The following is a 19,611-nucleotide window of genomic DNA, read 5'->3' as shown; positions in this document are numbered from 1 at the left end:
GAAGGGGCGGGCCGCCGCTCAGGCGGCCGCGGCCAGTTGCTGGTGCACCCGGGCCGCCGTGCGCTGGGCCAGCGCCTCGCGCACGGTTTCGGCCAGCGCGGCGATGGCGGTGGCGATCTGCGCCTCGCTGGCCGTCACGAAGGACAGGCGCAGCGTGCGCGCATCGGGCTCGCCCGCGTAGAAGGGCGCGCCGGGCACGAAGGCCACGTTGCGCTCCACGGCCTGCGCGAGCAGCGCCGTGGCGTCGATCCCCTCGGGCATGCGCAGCCACAGGAACATGCCGCCCTGGGGAACGTTGAATTCAACGTCCAGGCCCTTCATCTCGCGCTGCAGCGCGCTCACCATGGCGTCGCGCTGGGCCTTGTAGAGCGCGCGGATCTTGGGCACGTGCTGGTCCAGGAAGCCGCCCTGCATCACCGTGGCCACCATGCGCTGCGTGAAGATGGGCGTGTGCAGGTCCACCGCCTGCTTGGCCTGCAGCAGCTTGGGGTACAGCGCCTTGGGCGCCACCAGGAAGCCCAGGCGCAGGCCCGGTGCCAGCACCTTCGAGAAGGAGCCCAGGTAGATGCAGCCCTCGGGGTTGCGCGCCGTCAGCGGCAGCGGCGGGGCCTGGTCGAACCACAGCTCGCCATAGGGGTTGTCTTCGATGATGGGCAGGCCCGCGGCCTGGGCGGCGGCCGACACGGCGGCGCGGCGCGCCTCGCTCATGGTGCGGCCCGTGGGGTTCTGGAAGTTGGGCAGCAGGTAGATGAAGCGGGCGTCCTTGGCTTTCTCGGCCAGGTCATCCGCCAGCACGCCTTCGGTGTCGCTGGCCACGCTCACCGCACGAGGCTCCATCGGGCTGAAGGCCTGCAGCGCGCCCAGGTAGGTGGGCGTTTCCACCAGCACCTTGCTGCCGGGGTCGATCAGCACCTTGGCGATCAGGTCCAGGCCCTGCTGCGAGCCGGTGGTGATCAGCACCTGCTCGGGGCTCACGTCCCAGGGCAGCATGTCGGCCACGGCCCGGCGCAGCGGCGCATAGCCTTCGCTGGCGGCGTACTGCAGCGCGCCCTGGCCGTCGGTGGCCAGCACCTCGGCGCAGGCGGCGGCGAACTCCGTGACCGGGAAGGTCTTGGGCGAGGGCAGGCCGCCCGCCAGGCTGATCACATTGGGGCGCTCCGTCACCTTGAGGATTTCGCGGATCGCGGAGGGGTTCATCTTTTCGGCGCGTGCGGCCAGAGTCCAGGTCATGGGGAGTCCTTCTGAGAGGCGGTTTGTCCGCAGCCGCTGCGGATTTCTGCGGGTGAGGCGGCGGCGGGCGCGCGTGGGCCGGCCGCCGGCGGTGGGGATTGGGAAAGTTTCTTGCTGAGCACCACCGTGGCCACCACGGCGGCGGCGAAGCCCAGCGTCACGACGTCGAGCGATTCGCCCAGCAGCGGCACGGCGAAGAGGATCGACAGGAAGGGCTGCATCAGCTGCGCCTGGCTCACGCGCAGCGCGCCGCCCAGCGCCAGGCCGCGGTACCAGGCGAAGAAACCCACCCACATCGAGAACACGCCCACGTAGACGAAACCCGCCCAGGCCGAGGGCGCGACCGGCTGCTGCGGCCACAGCAGCACCGTGGCCGGCAGCGTGAGCGGCAGCGCCAGCACGCAGACCCAGCAGATCACGCGCTCGGCGCCCAGTGCCGGCGTGACCTGCGCGCCGTAGATGTAGCCGAAGGAGGCCGCGATCACCGCGCCCACCAGCAGCAGGTCGGCCCATTCGAGCGCGAAATGGCCGCTGGCCTGCCAGGCGCGCAGCATGGAAAAGGCCACCACCAGCAGGCTGCCCACCACGGCGCAGACCCAGAAGGCCGGCCGCGCGCGCTGCTGCAGCACCCAGGCCGCGGCCATGGCCGAGACCAGCGGCAGCAGCGCGGTGATGACGGCGGCATGGCTGGCCGTGACCACGCGCAGCGCATAGGCCAGCAGCAGCGGGTAGCCGATCACGTTGCCCAGCACCGCCATGCCCAGCGGCTTCCACTGGTGCGGCTGCGGGCGCGGCGAACGCGTGAGCACCAGGAAGGCGATCGACAGCGCGCCGGCCAGGGCGGCGCGGCCCAGCGTCACGAACCAGGGCGAGAGCTGCGGCGCGTCGGCCGTGCCCGTGGCCAGCCGCGTCATCGGCAGCGTGATGGCGAAGAAGGCCACGCCCAGCACGCCGAGCCACATGCCCAGCGCCTCATGGCCGGCGGGCGCCGTCGCGTGCACGGGGGGCGCGCGCGAGGCGCCGGGCTGCGGTGCCGTGTCGTTCATGCCTTCACCATCCAGGCCGCGGTCAGCACCAGCACGGCGGCCATGAAGCGGTTGAACCACAACAGGCGCCGGCCCTGGGCCAGCCAGGCGCGCAGCAGCGCGCCCACGGCCGCATAGGCGAAGTTGCTGCTGAAGGCGAAGAACAGCATCACGCCCAGCAGCACCGCGGTGCGCAGGGCCGGCTGCGCCTGCCCGGCCACCCAGCCCGCCACCAGCGTGAGCGCCAGCAGCCAAGCCTTGATGTTGACGAACTGCAGCGCCACGCCCTGCCAGAAACCCACGCGCAGCGGTGCGGCGTCGGTGCGGCTCATCTGGCCGCTCCTGGACAGCTTGAGGGCCAGCCACAGCAAATAGGCGATGCCCAGCGCCTTGACGGCCAGGCGCAATGCCGGCGCCGCGTGGATCAGCGCGCCCAGCCCGGCGGCCGTGAGCAGCAGCAGCAGGCTCCAGCCCACCGGCACCGCCACCACGAAGCGCATGGCCGCGCGCAGGCCGCCGTTCGCGGCCAGCGCCGTGGACAAGGTGGTGTTGGGCCCTGGCGAGAAGCTCATCGCCGTGGCCAGCACCAGCAGCGCGGTGAATTCTTGCCAGTTCATGAAGGGAACTCTAAACTTTGGACCATTACACAGCCAGTACAGTTGCGCGCACAATGAACATCAACTGTATCGGTAACGACACCAGCACAGGATGAGGGAAAACGCCGCGTGGCCACCGCTTCACCCCTGACCCGCACCGCCAGCCAGACGCTGACCGAGCAGCTGGCCGAGCGTTTTGCCGAGCGCATCCGCACCCGCCTGCTGGCGCCCGGCGCCCGCCTGCCTTCGGTGCGCGAATGCGCGCGCCAGCAGGGCGTGAGCCCGCACACCGTGGTAGCCGCCTATGACCAGTTGCTCGCGCTGGGCCTGGTGGAGGCGCGCCGCCAGCGGGGCTTTTTCGTGCGCCAGGAATCATCGCCCGCACTGCGCGGCCACGCCGGCGTGGCACCGCGCGCTGTGCCCGGCCTGCGCGAGCCCGGCGAAGGTGCGGCGGCAGGGCTGCGCACGGCCCCGCCCACTTCGCCCGTGACCACGGTGCTGGCGGCCAAGCCGGCCGACGCCAGCACGCTGATCCGCGGCATGTTCCACCGCCGCAGCGACAAGCCGCAGCCCGGCATGGGCGTGCTGCCGCCCGACTGGCTGGAAAGCACCTTCATGCCGGCCGCCGTGCGCCGCGTGACGACCACCGCGGCGCTGCAGGAGTTTTCGCTGCAGTACGGCGACCCGGCCGGCGACGCCGGCCTGCGCCGCAGCCTGGCGCACAAGCTCGCGGGCATCCAGCTCGAAGTGGGGCCCGAGCAGATCGTGAGCACCGTGGGCGCCACCCATGCGCTGGACATCGTGAGCCGCACGCTGCTGCGCGCGGGCGACCCGGTGATGGTGGAGGAGCCCGGCTGGGCGGTGGAGTTCGCGCGGCTGGAGGCGCTGGGCATGCGCGTGCTGCCCGTGCCGCGCCGCGCCGACGGGCCGGACCTGGCGGTGATGCAGCGCTATTGCGAGGTGCATGCGCCCAAGCTCTTCGTCAGCGTGAGCGTGCTGCACAACCCCACGGGCTACAGCCTCACGCCGGCGGCCGCGCACCGCGTGCTGCAGCTGGCGCAGCAGCACGACTTCCACATCGTCGAGGACGACACCTACAGCCACCTCGCGCCCGCGCATGCCACGCGCCTGTCGGTGCTCGACGGGCTCTCGCGCACCATCTACGTCAGCGGCTTCGCCAAGGTGCTGGCGCCCAACTGGCGCATCGGCTTCATGACCGCGGCCCCGGCATTGCTGGAGCGCCTGCAGGAAACCAAGCTGCTGGCCACCCTGACCACGCCGGCCCTGCTGGAGCGGGCGCTGGCCTGGTGCATCGACCAGGGCCAGCTGCGCCGGCATGTGGAGCGCGTGCGCGTGCGGCTGGACGGCGCCCGCGCGCGCGCCGTGAAGCTGGCACTGGCGCATGGCTGCACGCTGGCCGCCGAGCCCGCGGGCCTGTTCGGCTGGCTGGACACGGGCGTGGACACCGATGCGCTCACGCAGCGCATGCTGGACGAGGGCTACCTGCTCGCGCCGGGCTCGCTGTTCCACGCGCGGCGCCAGCCCACCACGCTGATGCGCATCAATTTCGCGACCACGCAGGAAGCCGCGTTCTGGAAGGTGCTGGCGCGCGTGCGCGACTCACTCTGAGCGCGCGGTGCGAGCGTCGCCGCCGGTGCTTGCAGCAGGCGCTTGCAGCAGCGCCTGCGTGACGGCCTGGCCCACGCGCTGCAGCACCGGGCCGGCGGCCTTCTGCTCATCCAGGTCGGCCGTGCAGGCCACCACCACGATGCCGCGCGCGCCCTGGTCCTGCGGCCGGATCACGCCGGCATGGCAGGCGCGCAGGTGCTGCGTGCCGGTCTTGTGGATGAAGGGCTCGCTGCGCGGCAGGCCGGCCTGCAGCCGGTGGTTGGTGTAGATGCCCAGCTTCAGCCCGTCGTGGATGCGCGCCTGGCTCTCGGGCTTGAGCAGCTCGCCGCGCGCGAGCTTCTCCAGCAGCGCACCGTAGCCTTCGAGCGTGGCGCTGTTGTTCTCGTGCCGGTAGTAGCGCGCATAGGCCTCGCCGAAGTCGCGCAGGCGCATCGCCGAGGCGGGCACGCCCAGCGCGCGCTGCAGGGCCGCCACCCGCTGCGGGCCGATGGGCGCGCCGGCGATCTGCACCAGCTGCGCATTGGTGAGGCGCCGCGCGCCGGGATGCAGTTCGGCATACACGTCGCGCCGCACGCGCGCGAAATCCGTCAGCGCGCCCATCCGGCCCTGGCCGATGGCGGCGGCCGCGCGCTCGTTGAGCGGCCCTTCGCCGCCGATCGTGCGGATCAGCATGTTCGCGGCCGTGTTGTCGCTGTCGCGCAGCATGCGGCGCAGCAGGTCGTCCACGCGGTAGCGGGTGCCGGCCTTGTCCCAGACGATCTTGCCCACGTCGATGCGGTCGCTTTCTTGCAGGGCCACGTTCGCGTCCAGCCGCAGCTGGCCGGCGTCCACCTGCTGCAGCACGGCGACCGCGATCGGGATCTTGGTCATCGAGCCCAGGTACCAGCGCCGGTCGGCGCCATGGCCGAAAGACTCGCCATTGTCCAGGCGCTTGACGTACACCCCCAGCGCGCCGGGCGTCTGCGCGTCCAGGCGTTCGATCCGGGTGCGCAGCTGGGCGCGCCAGTCGGCGGGCGCATGGGCGCGCGGGGGCGCGGGCTGCGCCTCACTCGGTGTCGGCAGGTTCAGCAGAAGCAGCAGCGCCAGCGGCATCGCCCGCAGGGCGGGCCACGGCCATGGGCGGGGCGAGGCAGGCAGGGGCATGGGGGTCTCCATGGGCGAGAAGGCCGGCGCGGCACACGGCCGCCGCCGCCTGGGCGATGGCCCGTTCGGCCTGGGCGCGCGGGCCGGGGCCGGACACGCAGGCGACGATCAGCACCTCGCGCGCGGGCGAGGTGCCGGTGGTGGGCACGCGCGCAACGCCGCCGTCGCAGGTGCGCTCGCGCTGCGTGCCGGTCTTGTGGGCCAGGCGCACGCCGCGCGGCAGGCCGGCCCGGAGCCGGTTCGGGCCGGTGGCCACGCGCTCCATCAGGCCGCGCAGGTAGGTGGTGCTGCGCGCCGACAGCAGCCTGCCCTCGACCAGCTGCACCAGCAGGTCGCCGTAGGCGTCGAGCCGGCCGCTGTTGAGGCCGCCGGCGTAGTAGTCCTGCCAGGCCTGTTCGAGCGAGCGCTGGCGGAACCGCGCCACCGGCACGCCGGTGATCTGCGCCACGCGCTGCAGGCGCGCGGCGTCCCCGCGTTCACGGTGGATGCGCAGCAACGCGGCGCCGGCCAGGTGGCCGGCCTCGGGCGTGAGGCGGCCATAGACCTGCCGTCGCACCTCGGCCAGCCGCGTGATGCGCGCGATGCCCTGCGGCACCTGGCGCTGCACCAGCGCATTCACGGCGTCCAGGCCCACCAGGCCGATGAGCATGTCGCTGGCCGTGTTGTCGCTGTGGATGATCATCTGCTCGAGCAGGAAGCGCACGCTCAGCGGCGTGCCGACGCCCGCATGGTTGGTGCGCCCGGCGCCGTCCACGTAGTCGTCGGCGCGCACCGCCAGGGTCGTGTCGAGGGTGATGCGCTGGTCGTCCACGGCCTGCAGCACGGCAATGGCGATGGGCACCTTGACCAGGGACGCCAAGTACCAGCTGCGCTTGCCGCCCCAGTTGGCGCTGGCGCCGCTGCCCAGGTCGCGCACATGCACGCCCAGCTGCAGGCCGTGGGCTTCGGCTTCGAGGGCCGAGACCTGCTTCAGGTCGGCCAGCAACGGCGCGCGCCAGGGCGCGTCCTGGGCGCCGGCGCCAGCCCCCAGGGCCAGGCCCAGCAGCCAGCCGAGGGACCGCCGCCGCGCGGCGGCTGCAGGTCCCGCAGCCAGCAGGCGCGACACCAGGGCGGACGCCGCAGGTCGCAGCCGCGTCGCGGGCGGACGAAAGGAGGGCGCAGCCAGGCGCGTGACGACATCAGGCACGCCCGACATGCTTGCGCAAGCGCGCCGCCATCCAAGCAGGCCGAGATGCCGTTCACCTGTCGCCGGGGCCCGCGCCAGCCCGGCGTGCGAGCTCAGGCGCCGGGCCGGCCCGCAAAGCGTTCGATGACCAGGTCGTGCAAGGCCTGCGCAGCGGCCGACAGACTGCCCTCGCGCCGCTGCACCAGGTAGATGCGGCGGCTGCTGCCGGCCGGCAGGGGCAGCGGCCGCGTGACCAGCGTGCGGCGCTGGAACTGGTAGAGCGTGAGCGCGGGCACCACGCTGATGCCCAGGCCGGCCTCCACCATGCCGGTCACGGTGGCCAGCTGTTCCACCTCCAGCACCGTGTTCATGGCCAGCGGATGCAGGGCGGCCTCCAGCGTCTGGCGCACGCTGCTGTGGCGCCGCATGTGGATGAAGGGCCAGGGCGCGAGCTTGCGCAGCGTCAGGCGCGGCGCCTGCGCCAGCGGATGGTCGGCGCGGCACACGAGGTGGAAGCGGTCGGTCACGAGCAGCCGCGCGCGCAGCTCGCCTGCGTCGGCCGGGCGCGCGCCCCCGGCCGCCAGCGCGAAGTCGGCCTGGCCGTTGCGCACCAGGTCCAGGCAGGGGTCGGACAGCAGGTCGCTCAGCGCCAGTTCCACGCCCGGCCAGCGCGCGCGGAAGTCGGCGAAGAGCTGCGGCAGCCAGCCCGCCGCCAGCGAAGGCAGGGCGGCCACGTGCACGCGCCCGCGCCGGCGCTGCGCATGGTCGGCCAGGTCGCCCAGGGCCAGCCGCAGGTCCTGCATCAGCTGCCGCGCCGCGGGTTCGAAGCGCCGGCCTTCGGGCGTCAGCTGCACGCTGCGCGTGCTGCGGTCGAACAGGCGCACGTCCAGCGACGCCTCCAGCGTGCGGATCAGCGCGCTGAAGGCCGGCTGCGACAGGTGGCAGGCTTGCGCCGCGCGCGTGAAGTTGCGCAGTTCCGCCAGCGCGAGGAAGGCGCGCAGCTGGCGGCTGGACAGGTCGGGCAGGGCCATCGATGCGTATTGATCCGAAGGTTGGATGAATCCATCCGAACTTTCGATTTTACGGATGAGGCGGCACTGCCTACAGTGCGCCTCTCCCTCCTCAAGAGACATGGCCGAACCTTCCCTTTCCACGCTGCTCGTGGGCTGCGCCGCGGGCTTCTCGGGTGACCGCACCGATGCGGCCGGCCCCGTGGTGGACACGCTGGTCGCACGGCTCGCGGCGCCCGGCGCCCCGGAAGGGCTGCGCGCCTTCCTGATCTTCGAGACCCTGGCCGAGCGCACGCTGGCGCTGGCCCAGCTGCGCCGCCGTGCCGACCCCGAGGCGGGCTATGAGCCGCTGCTCGACGAGCTCTTGCGACCCGTGCTGGCGCGCTGCCTGCAGCACGGCATCGGCATCGTGAGCAACTTCGGCGCCGCGCATCCGCGCGCCGCAGCGCGCCACATTGCCCGCATGGCGCGCGAGCTGGGCCTGGACGTGCCGCGCGTGGCGGTGGTCGAAGGCGACGGCCTGGACCAGCCCGCGCAGCGCGCCCTGCTGCGCGAGCGCCTGGGCGCTGCGCTGGACGGCCTGTCGGTGGTCAGCGCGAACGCGTACATCGGCGCCGAGCCCATTGCTGCTGCGCTGCGGGCCGGGGCGCAGATCGTGGTGTGCGGCCGGGTGGCCGATCCTTCGCTGACGGTGGGGCCCGCCATGGCGCACTACGGCTGGGCGCCCGACGACTGGACGCGCCTGGGGCGCGCCACCATGGCCGGCCACCTGCTGGAATGCGGTGCGCAGGTGTGCGGCGGCTACTTCGCCGACCCCGGCTTCAAGGACGTGCAGGGCCTGGCCCAGGTGGGCTTCCCCATCGCCGAAATCGATGCCGAGGGCGACTGCGTGATCGGCAAGGCGGCCGGCACGGGCGGCCAGGTGAGCGCCGCCACGGTGAAGGAGCAGCTGCTCTACGAAGTGCACGACCCCGCCGCCTACCTCACGCCCGATGTGGTGGCCGACATCGGCGAGGCCGAGGTGATCGGGCTGGGCCCTGACCGCGTGGCGCTGCGCGGCGTGCGCGGCCATGCGCGGCCCGCCGACTACAAGGTCAACGTTTGCCACGAGGGCGGCTGGCTGGCCGAGGGCGAGATTTCCTATGCCGGGCCGCGTGCCGAGGCGCGGGCGCGGCTGGCGGCCGACGTGCTGCGCGCGCGCCTGCCCGGGCTGGCGCTGCGCGTGGACCTGATCGGCGCCGTCAGCGTCCTGGGCGACGACGCGGGCCGTGCGCTGGCCACCCGGCCCGAGGGCGGCGCACGCGACGTGCGGCTGCGCGTGGCCGCGGCCCATGCCGAGCACGCGCAGGCCCAGCGCCTGCCGCGCGAGGTGATGGCGCTCTACACCTGCGGCCCGGCGGGCGGCGGCGGCGTGCGCACGGCCCTCACGCCGCGGCTCAACACGCTGTCGTGCCTGCTGCCGCGCGAGGCCGTGCCGGTGCGCTTCGAGATGGTGGAGGGCCCGGCATGAACCCGCAGGACCTGCTGGTGCCGCTGTACCGCCTGGCGCATGGGCGCACGGGCGACAAGGGCAACCGCTCGAACATCAGCGTGATCGCCTGGCACCCCGCGCTGTGGCCCCTGCTGCTGGAGCAATTGACGCCCGAGGCCGTGGCCGCGCATTTCGCGCACCGCCAGCCCACGCGCGTGCAGCGCTTCGCGTTGCCGAAGCTGCGGGCGCTGAACTTCGTGCTCGACGACGTGCTGGACGGCGGCGTGAACGATGCGCTGAACCTGGACGCGCACGGCAAGGCGCTGTCCTTCTGGCTGCTGGACATGCCGGTGCGCGTGCCGCCTGCGCTGCGGGCGCACCTGGCCGGCGGCCCCTGAGGCGGCCCCCCTTTCTTTTCATCATCACACCCACAACGGAGACCGGACCCATGAAACTGCTCAAGCCCTTGCTGCTGGCCGCCGCCGCGGCGGTCGCCCTCGCTCCCGCGCTGGCGCAGAACTTCCCGAGCAAGCCCATCACCTTCGTCGTGCCCTTTGCCGCGGGCACGGCCACCGACCAGATCGCGCGCGCCCTGGGCACGGCGGTGACGGCCGAAGCGAAGCAGCCGGTGGTGATCGACAACAAGGCGGGCGCGAGCGGCTTCATCGCCTCGCAGCAGGTGGCCAAGGCGGCGGCCGATGGCTACACGGTGCTGATCACGACCAACACCACGCATGCGGCCAACGAGCACCTGTTCAAGAAGCTGCCCTACGACCCGGTGAAGGACTTCGCGCCCATCACGGGCCTGGGCAAGGGCGGGCAGATCATGGTCGTGCAGCCGGACTTCCCGGCCAAGTCGGTGGCCGAGTTCGTCGCGCTGGCCAAGAAGGCGCCGGGCAAGTACAGCTTCGGCAGCGGCAGCTCGTCCAGCCGCATGGCGGGCGAGCTGCTGCAGCAGATGGCCGGCATCCAGCTGCTGCACGTGCCCTACAAGAGCAACACGCTGGCCGTGACCGACCTGCTGGGCGGCCAGATCCACATGATGATCACCGACACGGCCACCGGCCTGCCGCAGGTCAAGGCCGGCAAGCTGCGCGCGCTGGGCATGTCCAGCGCCAAGCGCTCGCCGCTGGTGCCCGAGGTGCCGACCATCGACGAGGCCGGCGTGAAGGGCTACGAAATGGGCTTCTGGTTCGCCGCCTATGCGCCGGCCGGCACGCCGCCGGCCGTGGTGCAGCGGCTCAATGAGCTGCTGGCGAACGCGGCGCGCGCGGCCTCGGCGAAGGCCGCCTTCTATGAACCCACCGGCACCGAGGTGTTCACGACCACGCCGGACGAACTGGCGAAGTTCCAGGCCGCCGAATCGCAGAAGTGGGGCCGCATCGTGAAGGCCGCAGGCATCCAGCCGGAGTGAGCCGGTCCGGCGCGGCGGGCCTGGGCGCGGCGCCTGAGCCGGGCCGGGCCACGGTTCATCGCCGCCGCGGTCACAGCATCTCGTCGGGCGCGAGCGGGCCGATCACGCGCAGCAGCAGGCGCAGCCCCAGGCTGCTGTCGGGCTCGCGGCGCGCGTCCTGAAGGCCGCTGCCGGCGGGGGCGCGCCACACGAGGCGGCCGTTCTTGTCGCGCTCCACGCGCCAGGCGCCTTCGCGCAGGCTGCGCTCGATCAGCTCGGTGGCCTGGCGCGACAGTTCGCGGCTGCGGATGAGCAGCGCGATCTCGGTGTTCTGCAACTGCGAGCGCAGGTCCAGGTTCATGGAGCCCACCACCAGCAGGCGGTCGTCGCGCACCAGCACCTTGGAGTGCAGCATGGCGCGCGACGCGCCGGCCGCCCCCGCGCCGGAGCCGCCGGCGCTGCCCAGCGCGCTGCCCACGCTGGCCTGCTCGCTGCGCATCTCATACAGCTCGACGCCGGCGTCCAGCAGATCCATGCGGTGGCGCGCGTAGCCCACGTGCGCGATGGGCGCGTCGTTGGAGGCCAGCGAATTGGTCAGCACGCGGATGCGCACGCCGCGCTGGCGTGCATCGGCAAAGGCTTTCTTCATGTCGTCGCCCGGCACGAAGTAGGGCGAGATGATGAGCAGGTCGCGCCGCGCCTGCGCGATGAGGTGCAGCAGGCCGTCGACCACCGTTTCGCCTTCGGGCAGCTCGCCGTGCGCGGGCGTCGGTCGCTCCGGCGTGGGGCCGGCCGCGGCGCCCGCGTCGGCCGGGATCTTGCCGGGCGCATCGGCCAGCAGGGCCGAGGGCGCCCACACGAACGGCAGCGTCTGCAGATCCATGGCCTTCTGGTCCCAGGCCAGCGCCACGCGTTGCGCGCGCTGCCGGGCGTCCCCACCGGACGCGGGGCGCGGTTCGCCGTCGGGCGGCCGCGGGGCTCCCTCGGCGTGCGCCGCGCCCGCGCCTTCGCGCTCGCTCCTGCGAAGGGCGGCCAGCTCCTCGGGCGTGACCAGCGCAGGCGCGGGGTAGGCGCGTTCGTTGTTCCAGTAGCTGTCGAAGCTCTTGGACATCTCGCGCACGACGGGCCCGGCGGCCAGCACGTCCAGGTCCACGAAGTTGCCCGCGTCGCCGAGGCCGAAGTAGGCATCGCCCAGGTTGCGCCCGCCCGTGATGCCCAGGATGTTGTCGGCGATGAACAGCTTGTTGTGCATGCGCTGCTGGATGCGCTTCGCATCGCCCAGGGAGTTCAGCACGCGGCGCACGGTGCTCTGCCGCCCGCCCGCCAAGGGGTTGAACAGGCGCATCTCGATGTTGGGCACGTAGGCCAGCTGCAGCACCAGCGCATTGCGCCCCACGCTGTGGAAGTCGTCGAGCAGGATGCGCACGCGCACGCCGCGGCCGGCGGCGTCACGCACGGCACGCAGGAGGCGGGCGCTGCTGGCGTCGGCATGCACGGCGTAGTACTGCAGGTCCAGTGTCTTCTGCGCGGCTTCGACCAGCGCCAGCCGGCTGCCGTAGGCCGCCTGGGGGCCGTCGAGCAGCGCGAAGCCGGACGCGGCCTGGGCGCCGGCCTGCTGGCGCCGCTGGTCCACCAGCGTGTGCAGCGCCGTTCGCTGCGTGGCGGCGAGCGCATGGGATTCGGGGCGCGGCACGTCCTGCGGCAGGCCGGCGCAGGCGGTCATGAACAACGCGCAGGCCAGGGCCGCGAACATGCGCGGCATCGCAGGGGCCGGCTGACGGAGAGGTGGGCGCATCGGGACGTCCATCGGATCGGAGGATGCCGCATGTATACCCGCATGCCGCGCGCCGCGATGTGGGACGCCGCGGCGCGCCGGTGACGGCCGTGCGCCGAAGCGGCGGCCCCGGGGGATCAGGCGCCCAGGGCTTCCCAGCGCTCCAGCGCCGCGAGCAGGGCCTCTTCGATCTCGGCATGCCGCGTGGCCAAGGCGGCGGCACGCGCCGGGTCGGTGCCGTACAGCGCGCCTCCGTTGGCCGAGAGGCTGGCATCGATGCTGCGCTGTTCGGCCTCCAATGCCTCGATCTGCGCGGGCAGCGCGTCAAGCTCGCGCTGCTCCTTGTAGCTGAGCTTGCGGCGGGCGGCGGGCGCTGCGGCGGGGCTGTCCGTTCTGGCTGCCGGGGCCGGCGCGCTGGCCGGCGCCGGTGCGGCAGCTGCCGGCGCGGCGGCCTTCTGTGCCGCAGCGGCGATGTCGCGCGCGCGGCGCGACTGTGTGAGCCAGTCCTGCACCCCGCCTTCGTACTCGCGCCAGCGGCCCTCGCCTTCATAGGCGATGGTGCTGGTGACGACGTTGTCGAGGAAGGTGCGGTCGTGGCTCACCAGGAAGACCGTGCCGTCGTAGTCCTGCAGCAGTTCTTCGAGCAGCTCCAGCGTGTCGATGTCCAGGTCGTTGGTCGGCTCGTCCAGCACCAGCACGTTGGCCGGGCGTGCGAACAGGCGTGCGAGCAGCAGGCGGTTGCGCTCGCCGCCGCTGAGCGAGCGCACGGGCGAGCGCGAGCGCGCGGGCGAGAAGAGGAAATCCGACAGATAGCTCTTGACGTGCTTGCGCTGCTGGCCAATTTCGATCCATTCGCTGCCGGGGCTGATGAAGTCCTCCAGCGTGGCGTCCAGCTGCAGCGCTTCGCGCATCTGGTCGAAGTAGGCCACCTGCAGGTTCGCGCCCTGGCGCACCTGGCCGCTGTCGGCCGCGAGCTCGCCGAGGATCAGTTTGAGCAGCGTGGTCTTGCCCGCGCCGTTGGGGCCGATCAGGCCCACCTTGTCGCCGCGCAGCACGGTGGCGGTGAAGTCGCGCACGATGCAACGATCCCCGTAGTGCTTGGACACGTGCTGCAGTTCGGCCACGATCTTGCCGCTGGGCAAGCCGGAGGCCACGTCCATCGAGACGCGGCCCAGCGCCTCGCGCCGGGTCTGGCGCTTCTGCCGCAGCGCCTCCAGGCGGCCGATGCGGCTCTGGCTGCGCGTGCGGCGCGCTTCCACGCCCTTGCGGATCCAGACTTCTTCCTGCGCGAGCAGCTTGTCGGCCTTGGCATGGATCACGCTTTCCTGCGCGAGCTGTTCCGCCTTCTGTACTTGGTACTGTGCGAAATTGCCGGGATAGGAGCGCAACTGGCCGCGGTCCAACTCGACGATGCGCGTGGCGACGCGATCCAGGAAGGCGCGGTCATGGGTGATGGTGACCACGCTGCCCTTGAAGTCGAGCAGCAACTGCTCCAGCCACTCGATGGAATCCAGATCCAGATGGTTGGTGGGCTCGTCCAGCAGCAGGACGTCGGGCGTGCTGACCAGCGCCTGCGCCAGGGCCACGCGCTTGCGCATCCCGCCCGAGAGCGTGCCCACGCGGGCGTCGGAGCGCAGGTGCAGGCGCTGCAGCGTCTCGTCCACGCGCTGCTCCCAGGTCCAGCCGCCCAGGGCTTCGATCTGCGTCTGCAGGGCATCGAGGTCATCGGCGGGGTCGTGCGCCAGATAGCGGGCGCGCAAGGCGATCACCGGTGCCAGCCCGGCACTGACGGCGTCGAACACCGTGGCGTCGGATTCCAGCAGGGGCTCCTGATGCACGTAGGCGATGCGCAGACCGGTTTGCATCTGCAGCTGGCCGTCGTCGGGCGACTCCAGCCCACCCAGAATCTTGAGCAGGGACGACTTGCCCGCACCGTTGCGGCCGATCAGCCCGACGCGCTCGGCCTCCTGGAGCGAGAAATCCGCGTGGTCCAGCAGCGCGACGTGGCCGAAGGCGAGCTGGGCATTGAGAAGAGTGAGCAAAGCCATAGGAGGGATTATCGAAAGGCGTGTGGGGCGCGCAGGAAGCATTGGCGCGGTAACCGCCTGCTGGCGGCGCATGCTGACGCGCGATGCACGCCAGCGCGGGTCTTCGTGTGCGTAGAGCCCGGCGGCGGCCGCAGTGGCGTTCGCTCGGTCGACCGGCGCGCAGGCTCGACCGCTGACGGTCATCCCCCCGGTAGCGAAAATTTTTCCGCAGACCTCTTGCGTGGGGCAATCGCCCGCCTATACTAGCGGGCTCGACAAATGACGCCGCCCCGCAGTCACGCGCTGCAGAGGCGGTAGCTTGAAAGAGACGCAAGAAAAAGTTGCGTAGCTTTTGAAAATCATGTCATAATAGAGGGCTTCGCTGATCGCGGCGAGCTTTGCGAACAAGAGATTGTTTGCGGATCCTTAAAAACATACAGCCGATAAGCGTGGGCGTTTGAGGGCGGATTGCCAAGTTCTTCGGAACTGAAGCCGCAAGGCTTCTCAAACGCTCATGAGAATAGAAGTGAAGTTCACTTCAATTCCGTTTTTATGAGTGGCCTCGAAAGAGGCAAAAACTTCAAGATCGAACTGTAGAGTTTGATCCTGGCTCAGATTGAACGCTGGCGGCATGCCTTACACATGCAAGTCGAACGGTAACAGGTCTTCGGATGCTGACGAGTGGCGAACGGGTGAGTAATACATCGGAACGTGCCCAATCGTGGGGGATAGCTCGGCGAAAGCCGGATTAATACCGCATACGATCTACGGATGAAAGCAGGGGATCGCAAGACCTTGCGCGACTGGAGCGGCCGATGGCAGATTAGGTAGTTGGTGGGGTAAAGGCTCACCAAGCCGACGATCTGTAGCTGGTCTGAGAGGACGACCAGCCACACTGGGACTGAGACACGGCCCAGACTCCTACGGGAGGCAGCAGTGGGGAATTTTGGACAATGGGCGCAAGCCTGATCCAGCAATGCCGCGTGCAGGATGAAGGCCTTCGGGTTGTAAACTGCTTTTGTACGGAACGAAAAGGCTCTGGCTAATACCCGGGGCTCATGACGGTACCGTAAGAATAAGCACCGGCTAACTACGTGCCAGCAGCCGCGGTAATACGTAGGGTGCGAGCGTTAATCGGAATTACTGGGCGTAAAGCGTGCGCAGGCGGTGATGTAAGACAGTTGTGAAATCCCCGGGCTCAACCTGGGAACTGCATCTGTGACTGCATCGCTGGAGTGCGGCAGAGGGGGATGGAATTCCGCGTGTAGCAGTGAAATGCGTAGATATGCGGAGGAACACCGATGGCGAAGGCAATCCCCTGGGCCTGCACTGACGCTCATGCACGAAAGCGTGGGGAGCAAACAGGATTAGATACCCTGGTAGTCCACGCCCTAAACGATGTCAACTGGTTGTTGGGAATTTGCTTTCTCAGTAACGAAGCTAACGCGTGAAGTTGACCGCCTGGGGAGTACGGCCGCAAGGTTGAAACTCAAAGGAATTGACGGGGACCCGCACAAGCGGTGGATGATGTGGTTTAATTCGATGCAACGCGAAAAACCTTACCCACCTTTGACATGTACGGAACTTGCCAGAGATGGCTTGGTGCTCGAAAGAGAGCCGTAACACAGGTGCTGCATGGCTGTCGTCAGCTCGTGTCGTGAGATGTTGGGTTAAGTCCCGCAACGAGCGCAACCCTTGTCATTAGTTGCTACATTCAGTTGGGCACTCTAATGAGACTGCCGGTGACAAACCGGAGGAAGGTGGGGATGACGTCAAGTCCTCATGGCCCTTATAGGTGGGGCTACACACGTCATACAATGGCTGGTACAAAGGGTTGCCAACCCGCGAGGGGGAGCTAATCCCACAAAGCCAGTCGTAGTCCGGATCGCAGTCTGCAACTCGACTGCGTGAAGTCGGAATCGCTAGTAATCGTGGATCAGAATGTCACGGTGAATACGTTCCCGGGTCTTGTACACACCGCCCGTCACACCATGGGAGCGGGTTCTGCCAGAAGTAGTTAGCCTAACCGCAAGGAGGGCGATTACCACGGCAGGGTTCGTGACTGGGGTGAAGTCGTAACAAGGTAGCCGTATCGGAAGGTGCGGCTGGATCACCTCCTTTCTGGAAACCGCAATCCAAATCAAACGCCCACACTTATCGGTTGTTGGAAGACAAGTCGAGTCATCGACATGGGTCTGTAGCTCAGCTGGTTAGAGCACCGTCTTGATAAGGCGGGGGTCGTTGGTTCGAGCCCAACTAGACCCACCAAACTTCCAATGTCAGTGTGGAGATCCTGGGGGATTAGCTCAGCTGGGAGAGCACCTGCTTTGCAAGCAGGGGGTCGTCGGTTCGATCCCGTCATCCTCCACCAAGACCTGAAATTATGTGTCATCAACACCAAAGCGGCCTTGTGGGAAATGAGGCTGTTTTGTTGTTGGTCAACATTGTTGATCAATCGGCTGTTCTTTAAAAATTCATAGAGTCGAATCAGCGTTGTCGACGGAAAGAGCGAATTCGTAAAGGTTTTAGCTCACCGTGCCGTCGGCAACATTTTTTGATTGCGTCAAATGAACTTCAGCTTGCTGCAAGGCAAATTGAAGACGGCATAACGCGCCAGGTGAAAGACCTGGCAATTCCTTGATTGACTTGGGCTTCTCGTGAGAGGCGTCAAAGTTATAGGGTCAAGTGAATAAGAGCATGTGGTGGATGCCTTGGCGATGATAGGCGACGAAGGACGTGATAGCCTGCGATAAGCTTCGGGGAGCTGGCAAATAAGCTTTGATCCGGAGATTTCCGAATGGGGAAACCCACCGAAAGGTATCGTGCACTGAATACATAGGTGCACGAGGCGAACCGGGTGAACTGAAACATCTCAGTAGCTCGAGGAAAAGACATCAACCGAGATTCCGAAAGTAGTGGCGAGCGAAATCGGAAGAGCCTGCTAGTGATAGCACAGAACTTAGCAAAGCGGTCTGGAAAGGCCGGCCATAGTGGGTGATAGCCCCGTATGCGAAAAGATCTGTGTGGTACTGAGCTAGCGAAAAGTAGGGCGGGACACGTGTAATCCTGTCTGAATATGGGGGGACCATCCTCCAAGGCTAAATACTCATCATCGACCGATAGTGAACTAGTACCGTGAGGGAAAGGCGAAAAGAACCCCGGGAGGGGAGTGAAATAGATCCTGAAACCGCATGCTTACAAAAAGTCGGAGCCCTTCGGGGTGACGGCGTACCTTTTGTATAATGGGTCAGCGACTTACATTCAGTGGCAAGGTTAACCGAATAGGGAAGCCGTAGAGAAATCGAGTCCGAATAGGGCGTTCAGTCGCTGGGTGTAGACCCGAAACCAGGTGATCTATCCATGGCCAGGATGAAGGTGCCGTAACAGGTACTGGAGGTCCGAACCGACTAGTGTTGCAAAACTAGCGGATGAGCTGTGGATAGGGGTGAAAGGCTAAACAAACCTGGAAATAGCTGGTTCTCTCCGAAAACTATTTAGGTAGTGCCTCAAGTATTACCTTCGGGGGTAGAGCACTGTTTTGGCTAGGGGGTCATGGCGACTTACCAAACCAAGGCAAACTCCGAATACCGAAGAGTACAGCTTGGGAGACAGAGCACCGGGTGCTAACGTCCGGACTCAAGAGGGAAACAACCCAGACCGCCAGCTAAGGTCCCTAAAATTGGCTAAGTGGGAAACGAAGTGGGAAGGCTAAAACAGTCAGGATGTTGGCTTAGAAGCAGCCATCATTTAAAGAAAGCGTAATAGCTCACTGATCGAGTCGTCCTGCGCGGAAGATGTAACGGGGCTAAGCCAGTTACCGAAGCTGCGGATGTGCAATTTATTGCACGTGGTAGGAGAGCGTTCTGTAAGCCTGTGAAGGTGGCTTGTAAAGGCTGCTGGAGGTATCAGAAGTGCGAATGCTGACATGAGTAGCGTTAAAGCGGGTGAAAAGCCCGCTCGCCGTAAGCGCAAGGTTTTCTACGCAACGTTCATCGGCGTAGAGTGAGTCGGCCCCTAAGGCGAGGCAGAGATGCGTAGCTGATGGGAAACAGGTCAATATTCCTGTACCGATATGCAGTGCGATGTGGGGACGGATCTTAATAGCTCATCCAGGTGTTGGATTACCTGGTTTAGCTGGATGTAGGCGTGCAGTAGGCAAATCCGCTGCACATATACCGAGGCCAGCGATCGAGCGAGCTTGCTCGCGAAGTGAGTGAACGAGGTTCCAGGAAAAGCCACTAAGCTTCAGCTGCATACGACCGTACCGCAAACCGACACTGGTGCGCGAGATGAGTATTCTAAGGCGCTTGAGAGAACTCAGGAGAAGGAACTCGGCAAATTGACACCGTAACTTCGGGAGAAGGTGTGCCCTAGTAGTGTGAAGTGAGCAACGGAGCATGAACGGGTTGCAAAAAATCGGTGGCTGCGACTGTTTATTAAAAACACAGCACTCTGCAAACACGAAAGTGGACGTATAGGGTGTGACGCCTGCCCGGTGCTGGAAGATTAAATGATGGGGTGCAAGCTCTTGATTGAAGTCCCAGTAAACGGCGGCCGTAACTATAACGGTCCTAAGGTAGCGAAATTCCTTGTCGGGTAAGTTCCGACCTGCACGAATGGCGTAACGATGGCCACACTGTCTCCTCCTGAGACTCAGCGAAGTTGAAATGTTTGTGATGATGCAATCTCCCCGCGGAAAGACGGAAAGACCCCATGAACCTTTACTGTAGCTTTGTATTGGACTTTGAACAGATCTGTGTAGGATAGGTGGGAGGCTTTGAAGCCAGAGCGCTAGCTTTGGTGGAGCCAACGTTGAAATACCACCCTGGTGTGTTTGAGGTTCTAACCTAGACCCGTTATCCGGGTTGGGGACAGTGCATGGTAGGCAGTTTGACTGGGGCGGTCTCCTCCCAAAGCGTAACGGAGGAGTTCGAAGGTACGCTAGTTACGGTCGGACATCGTGACGATAGTGCAATGGCATAAGCGTGCTTAACTGCGAGACTGACAAGTCGAGCAGATGCGAAAGCAGGACATAGTGATCCGGTGGTTCTGTATGGAAGGGCCATCGCTCAACGGATAAAAGGTACTCTGGGGATAACAGGCTGATACCGCCCAAGAGTTCATATCGACGGCGGTGTTTGGCACCTC

The 19,611-nt window shown here is 67.3% G+C and carries 12 protein-coding genes, 2 tRNA genes and 2 rRNA genes (1 of these 16 only partly in view); 8 read left to right on the top strand and 8 right to left on the bottom strand.

The genetic code is table 11. The features are described from left to right. Positions 1-18: 18 nt before the first annotated feature. The 3 genes from LG388_RS25180 to LG388_RS25170 form a co-directional block, all read right to left on the bottom strand. On the bottom strand, positions 19-1,230 hold the full coding sequence (locus LG388_RS25180; RefSeq protein WP_225785304.1) for a PLP-dependent aminotransferase family protein: 1,212 nt from the start codon (positions 1,228-1,230) through the stop codon (positions 19-21). Further along, the gene (locus tag LG388_RS25175; protein WP_225785326.1) at positions 1,227-2,192 is read right to left on the bottom strand and encodes a DMT family transporter; all 966 of its coding nucleotides are present in this window, start codon (positions 2,190-2,192) and stop codon (positions 1,227-1,229) included. Before LG388_RS25175 ends, LG388_RS25180 begins: the two co-directional genes overlap by 4 nt. An 80-nt stretch (positions 2,193-2,272) precedes the next feature. Then, on the bottom strand, positions 2,273-2,872 hold the full coding sequence (locus tag LG388_RS25170) for a LysE family translocator (protein WP_225785303.1): 600 nt from the start codon (positions 2,870-2,872) through the stop codon (positions 2,273-2,275). A 108-nt stretch (positions 2,873-2,980) separates the two neighbouring features. Here LG388_RS25170 and LG388_RS25165 point away from each other — a divergent pair, with 108 nt between their 5' ends. Further along, a complete protein-coding gene (locus tag LG388_RS25165; protein ID WP_225785302.1) occupies positions 2,981-4,480 on the top strand; it encodes a PLP-dependent aminotransferase family protein in 1,500 nt (499 codons plus the stop codon). Here the strand turns inward: LG388_RS25165 and LG388_RS25160 are convergent. From LG388_RS25160 to LG388_RS25150, 3 genes are all read right to left on the bottom strand, one after another. Beyond that, on the bottom strand, positions 4,472-5,623 hold the full coding sequence (locus tag LG388_RS25160; protein WP_225785301.1) for a serine hydrolase: 1,152 nt from the start codon (positions 5,621-5,623) through the stop codon (positions 4,472-4,474). The two genes, LG388_RS25165 and LG388_RS25160, sit on opposite strands and share 9 nt — an antisense overlap. Beyond that, positions 5,526-6,809 carry a serine hydrolase gene (locus LG388_RS25155; protein WP_225785300.1) on the bottom strand — a complete coding sequence of 428 codons (1,284 nt, stop codon included), beginning with the start codon at positions 6,807-6,809 and terminating at the stop codon, positions 5,526-5,528. Before LG388_RS25155 ends, LG388_RS25160 begins: the two co-directional genes overlap by 98 nt. A gap of 92 nt (positions 6,810-6,901) precedes the next feature. Beyond that, positions 6,902-7,819, bottom strand: coding sequence for a LysR family transcriptional regulator (locus tag LG388_RS25150; protein ID WP_225785299.1), 918 nt, complete (start codon positions 7,817-7,819; stop codon positions 6,902-6,904). Positions 7,820-7,919: 100 nt separating this feature from the next. On the opposite strand from LG388_RS25150, the gene LG388_RS25145 reads away from it, so the two are divergent. Genes LG388_RS25145 through LG388_RS25135 form a run of 3 tightly spaced genes read left to right on the top strand, consistent with a single transcriptional unit; the run spans position 7,920 to position 10,683 of the window. After that, entirely contained in the window at positions 7,920-9,308 is a 1,389-nt protein-coding gene (locus LG388_RS25145; RefSeq protein ID WP_225785298.1) for an acyclic terpene utilization AtuA family protein, read from the top strand. After that, the gene (locus LG388_RS25140) at positions 9,305-9,667 is read left to right on the top strand and encodes a hypothetical protein (protein ID WP_225785297.1); all 363 of its coding nucleotides are present in this window, start codon (positions 9,305-9,307) and stop codon (positions 9,665-9,667) included. The genes LG388_RS25145 and LG388_RS25140 overlap by 4 nt, the downstream gene beginning before the upstream one ends. Before the next feature lie 50 nt (positions 9,668-9,717). Next, positions 9,718-10,683 carry a tripartite tricarboxylate transporter substrate binding protein gene (locus LG388_RS25135; protein ID WP_225785296.1) on the top strand — a complete coding sequence of 322 codons (966 nt, stop codon included), beginning with the start codon at positions 9,718-9,720 and terminating at the stop codon, positions 10,681-10,683. A gap of 70 nt (positions 10,684-10,753) precedes the next feature. Here LG388_RS25135 and LG388_RS25130 read toward each other — a convergent pair whose 3' ends face one another. Both LG388_RS25130 and LG388_RS25125 read right to left on the bottom strand, forming a co-directional pair. Further along, positions 10,754-12,457 (bottom strand): phospholipase D family protein, encoded by a 1,704-nt coding sequence (locus LG388_RS25130; RefSeq protein ID WP_370630244.1) that lies wholly within the window; start codon positions 12,455-12,457, stop codon positions 10,754-10,756. A 116-nt stretch (positions 12,458-12,573) separates the two neighbouring features. Beyond that, entirely contained in the window at positions 12,574-14,484 is a 1,911-nt protein-coding gene (locus LG388_RS25125) for an ATP-binding cassette domain-containing protein (RefSeq protein WP_225785295.1), read from the bottom strand. A gap of 567 nt (positions 14,485-15,051) precedes the next feature. Between LG388_RS25125 and LG388_RS25120 the strand changes: the two genes are divergently transcribed. The 4 genes from LG388_RS25120 to LG388_RS25105 form a co-directional block, all read left to right on the top strand. Continuing rightward, positions 15,052-16,584, top strand: a 16S ribosomal RNA gene (locus LG388_RS25120). A 70-nt stretch (positions 16,585-16,654) separates the two neighbouring features. Further along, positions 16,655-16,731: transfer RNA gene (locus LG388_RS25115), tRNA-Ile, on the top strand. A 27-nt stretch (positions 16,732-16,758) separates the two neighbouring features. Beyond that, a tRNA-Ala gene (locus tag LG388_RS25110) sits at positions 16,759-16,834 on the top strand. Between the two features lie 308 nt (positions 16,835-17,142). Next, a 23S ribosomal RNA gene (locus LG388_RS25105) occupies positions 17,143-19,611 on the top strand (it continues 402 nt past the right edge of the window). The 16S and 23S rRNA genes sit together here with 2 tRNA genes alongside, the layout of an rRNA operon.

The sequence above is a fragment of the Xenophilus sp. Marseille-Q4582 genome, assembly GCF_916700565.1.
Lineage (GTDB): Bacteria > Pseudomonadota > Gammaproteobacteria > Burkholderiales > Burkholderiaceae_C > Xenophilus.
The sequence above is the reverse complement of the archived record's forward strand: the minus strand, read 5'-3'. Positions and strand labels throughout refer to the sequence as shown.

Coding starts and splice junctions, on each gene's coding strand:
- LG388_RS25180 (WP_225785304.1), bottom strand. CDS start 1,230: ATGACCTGGACTCTGGCCGCACGCGCCGAAAAGATGAACCCCTCCGCG.
- LG388_RS25175 (WP_225785326.1), bottom strand. CDS start 2,192: ATGTGGCTCGGCGTGCTGGGCGTGGCCTTCTTCGCCATCACGCTGCCG.
- LG388_RS25170 (WP_225785303.1), bottom strand. CDS start 2,872: ATGAACTGGCAAGAATTCACCGCGCTGCTGGTGCTGGCCACGGCGATG.
- LG388_RS25160 (WP_225785301.1), bottom strand. CDS start 5,623: ATGCCCCTGCCTGCCTCGCCCCGCCCATGGCCGTGGCCCGCCCTGCGG.
- LG388_RS25150 (WP_225785299.1), bottom strand. CDS start 7,819: ATGGCCCTGCCCGACCTGTCCAGCCGCCAGCTGCGCGCCTTCCTCGCG.
- LG388_RS25145 (WP_225785298.1), top strand. CDS start 7,920: ATGGCCGAACCTTCCCTTTCCACGCTGCTCGTGGGCTGCGCCGCGGGC.
- LG388_RS25140 (WP_225785297.1), top strand. CDS start 9,305: ATGAACCCGCAGGACCTGCTGGTGCCGCTGTACCGCCTGGCGCATGGG.
- LG388_RS25135 (WP_225785296.1), top strand. CDS start 9,718: ATGAAACTGCTCAAGCCCTTGCTGCTGGCCGCCGCCGCGGCGGTCGCC.
- LG388_RS25130 (WP_370630244.1), bottom strand. CDS start 12,457: ATGCGCCCACCTCTCCGTCAGCCGGCCCCTGCGATGCCGCGCATGTTC.
- LG388_RS25125 (WP_225785295.1), bottom strand. CDS start 14,484: ATGGCTTTGCTCACTCTTCTCAATGCCCAGCTCGCCTTCGGCCACGTC.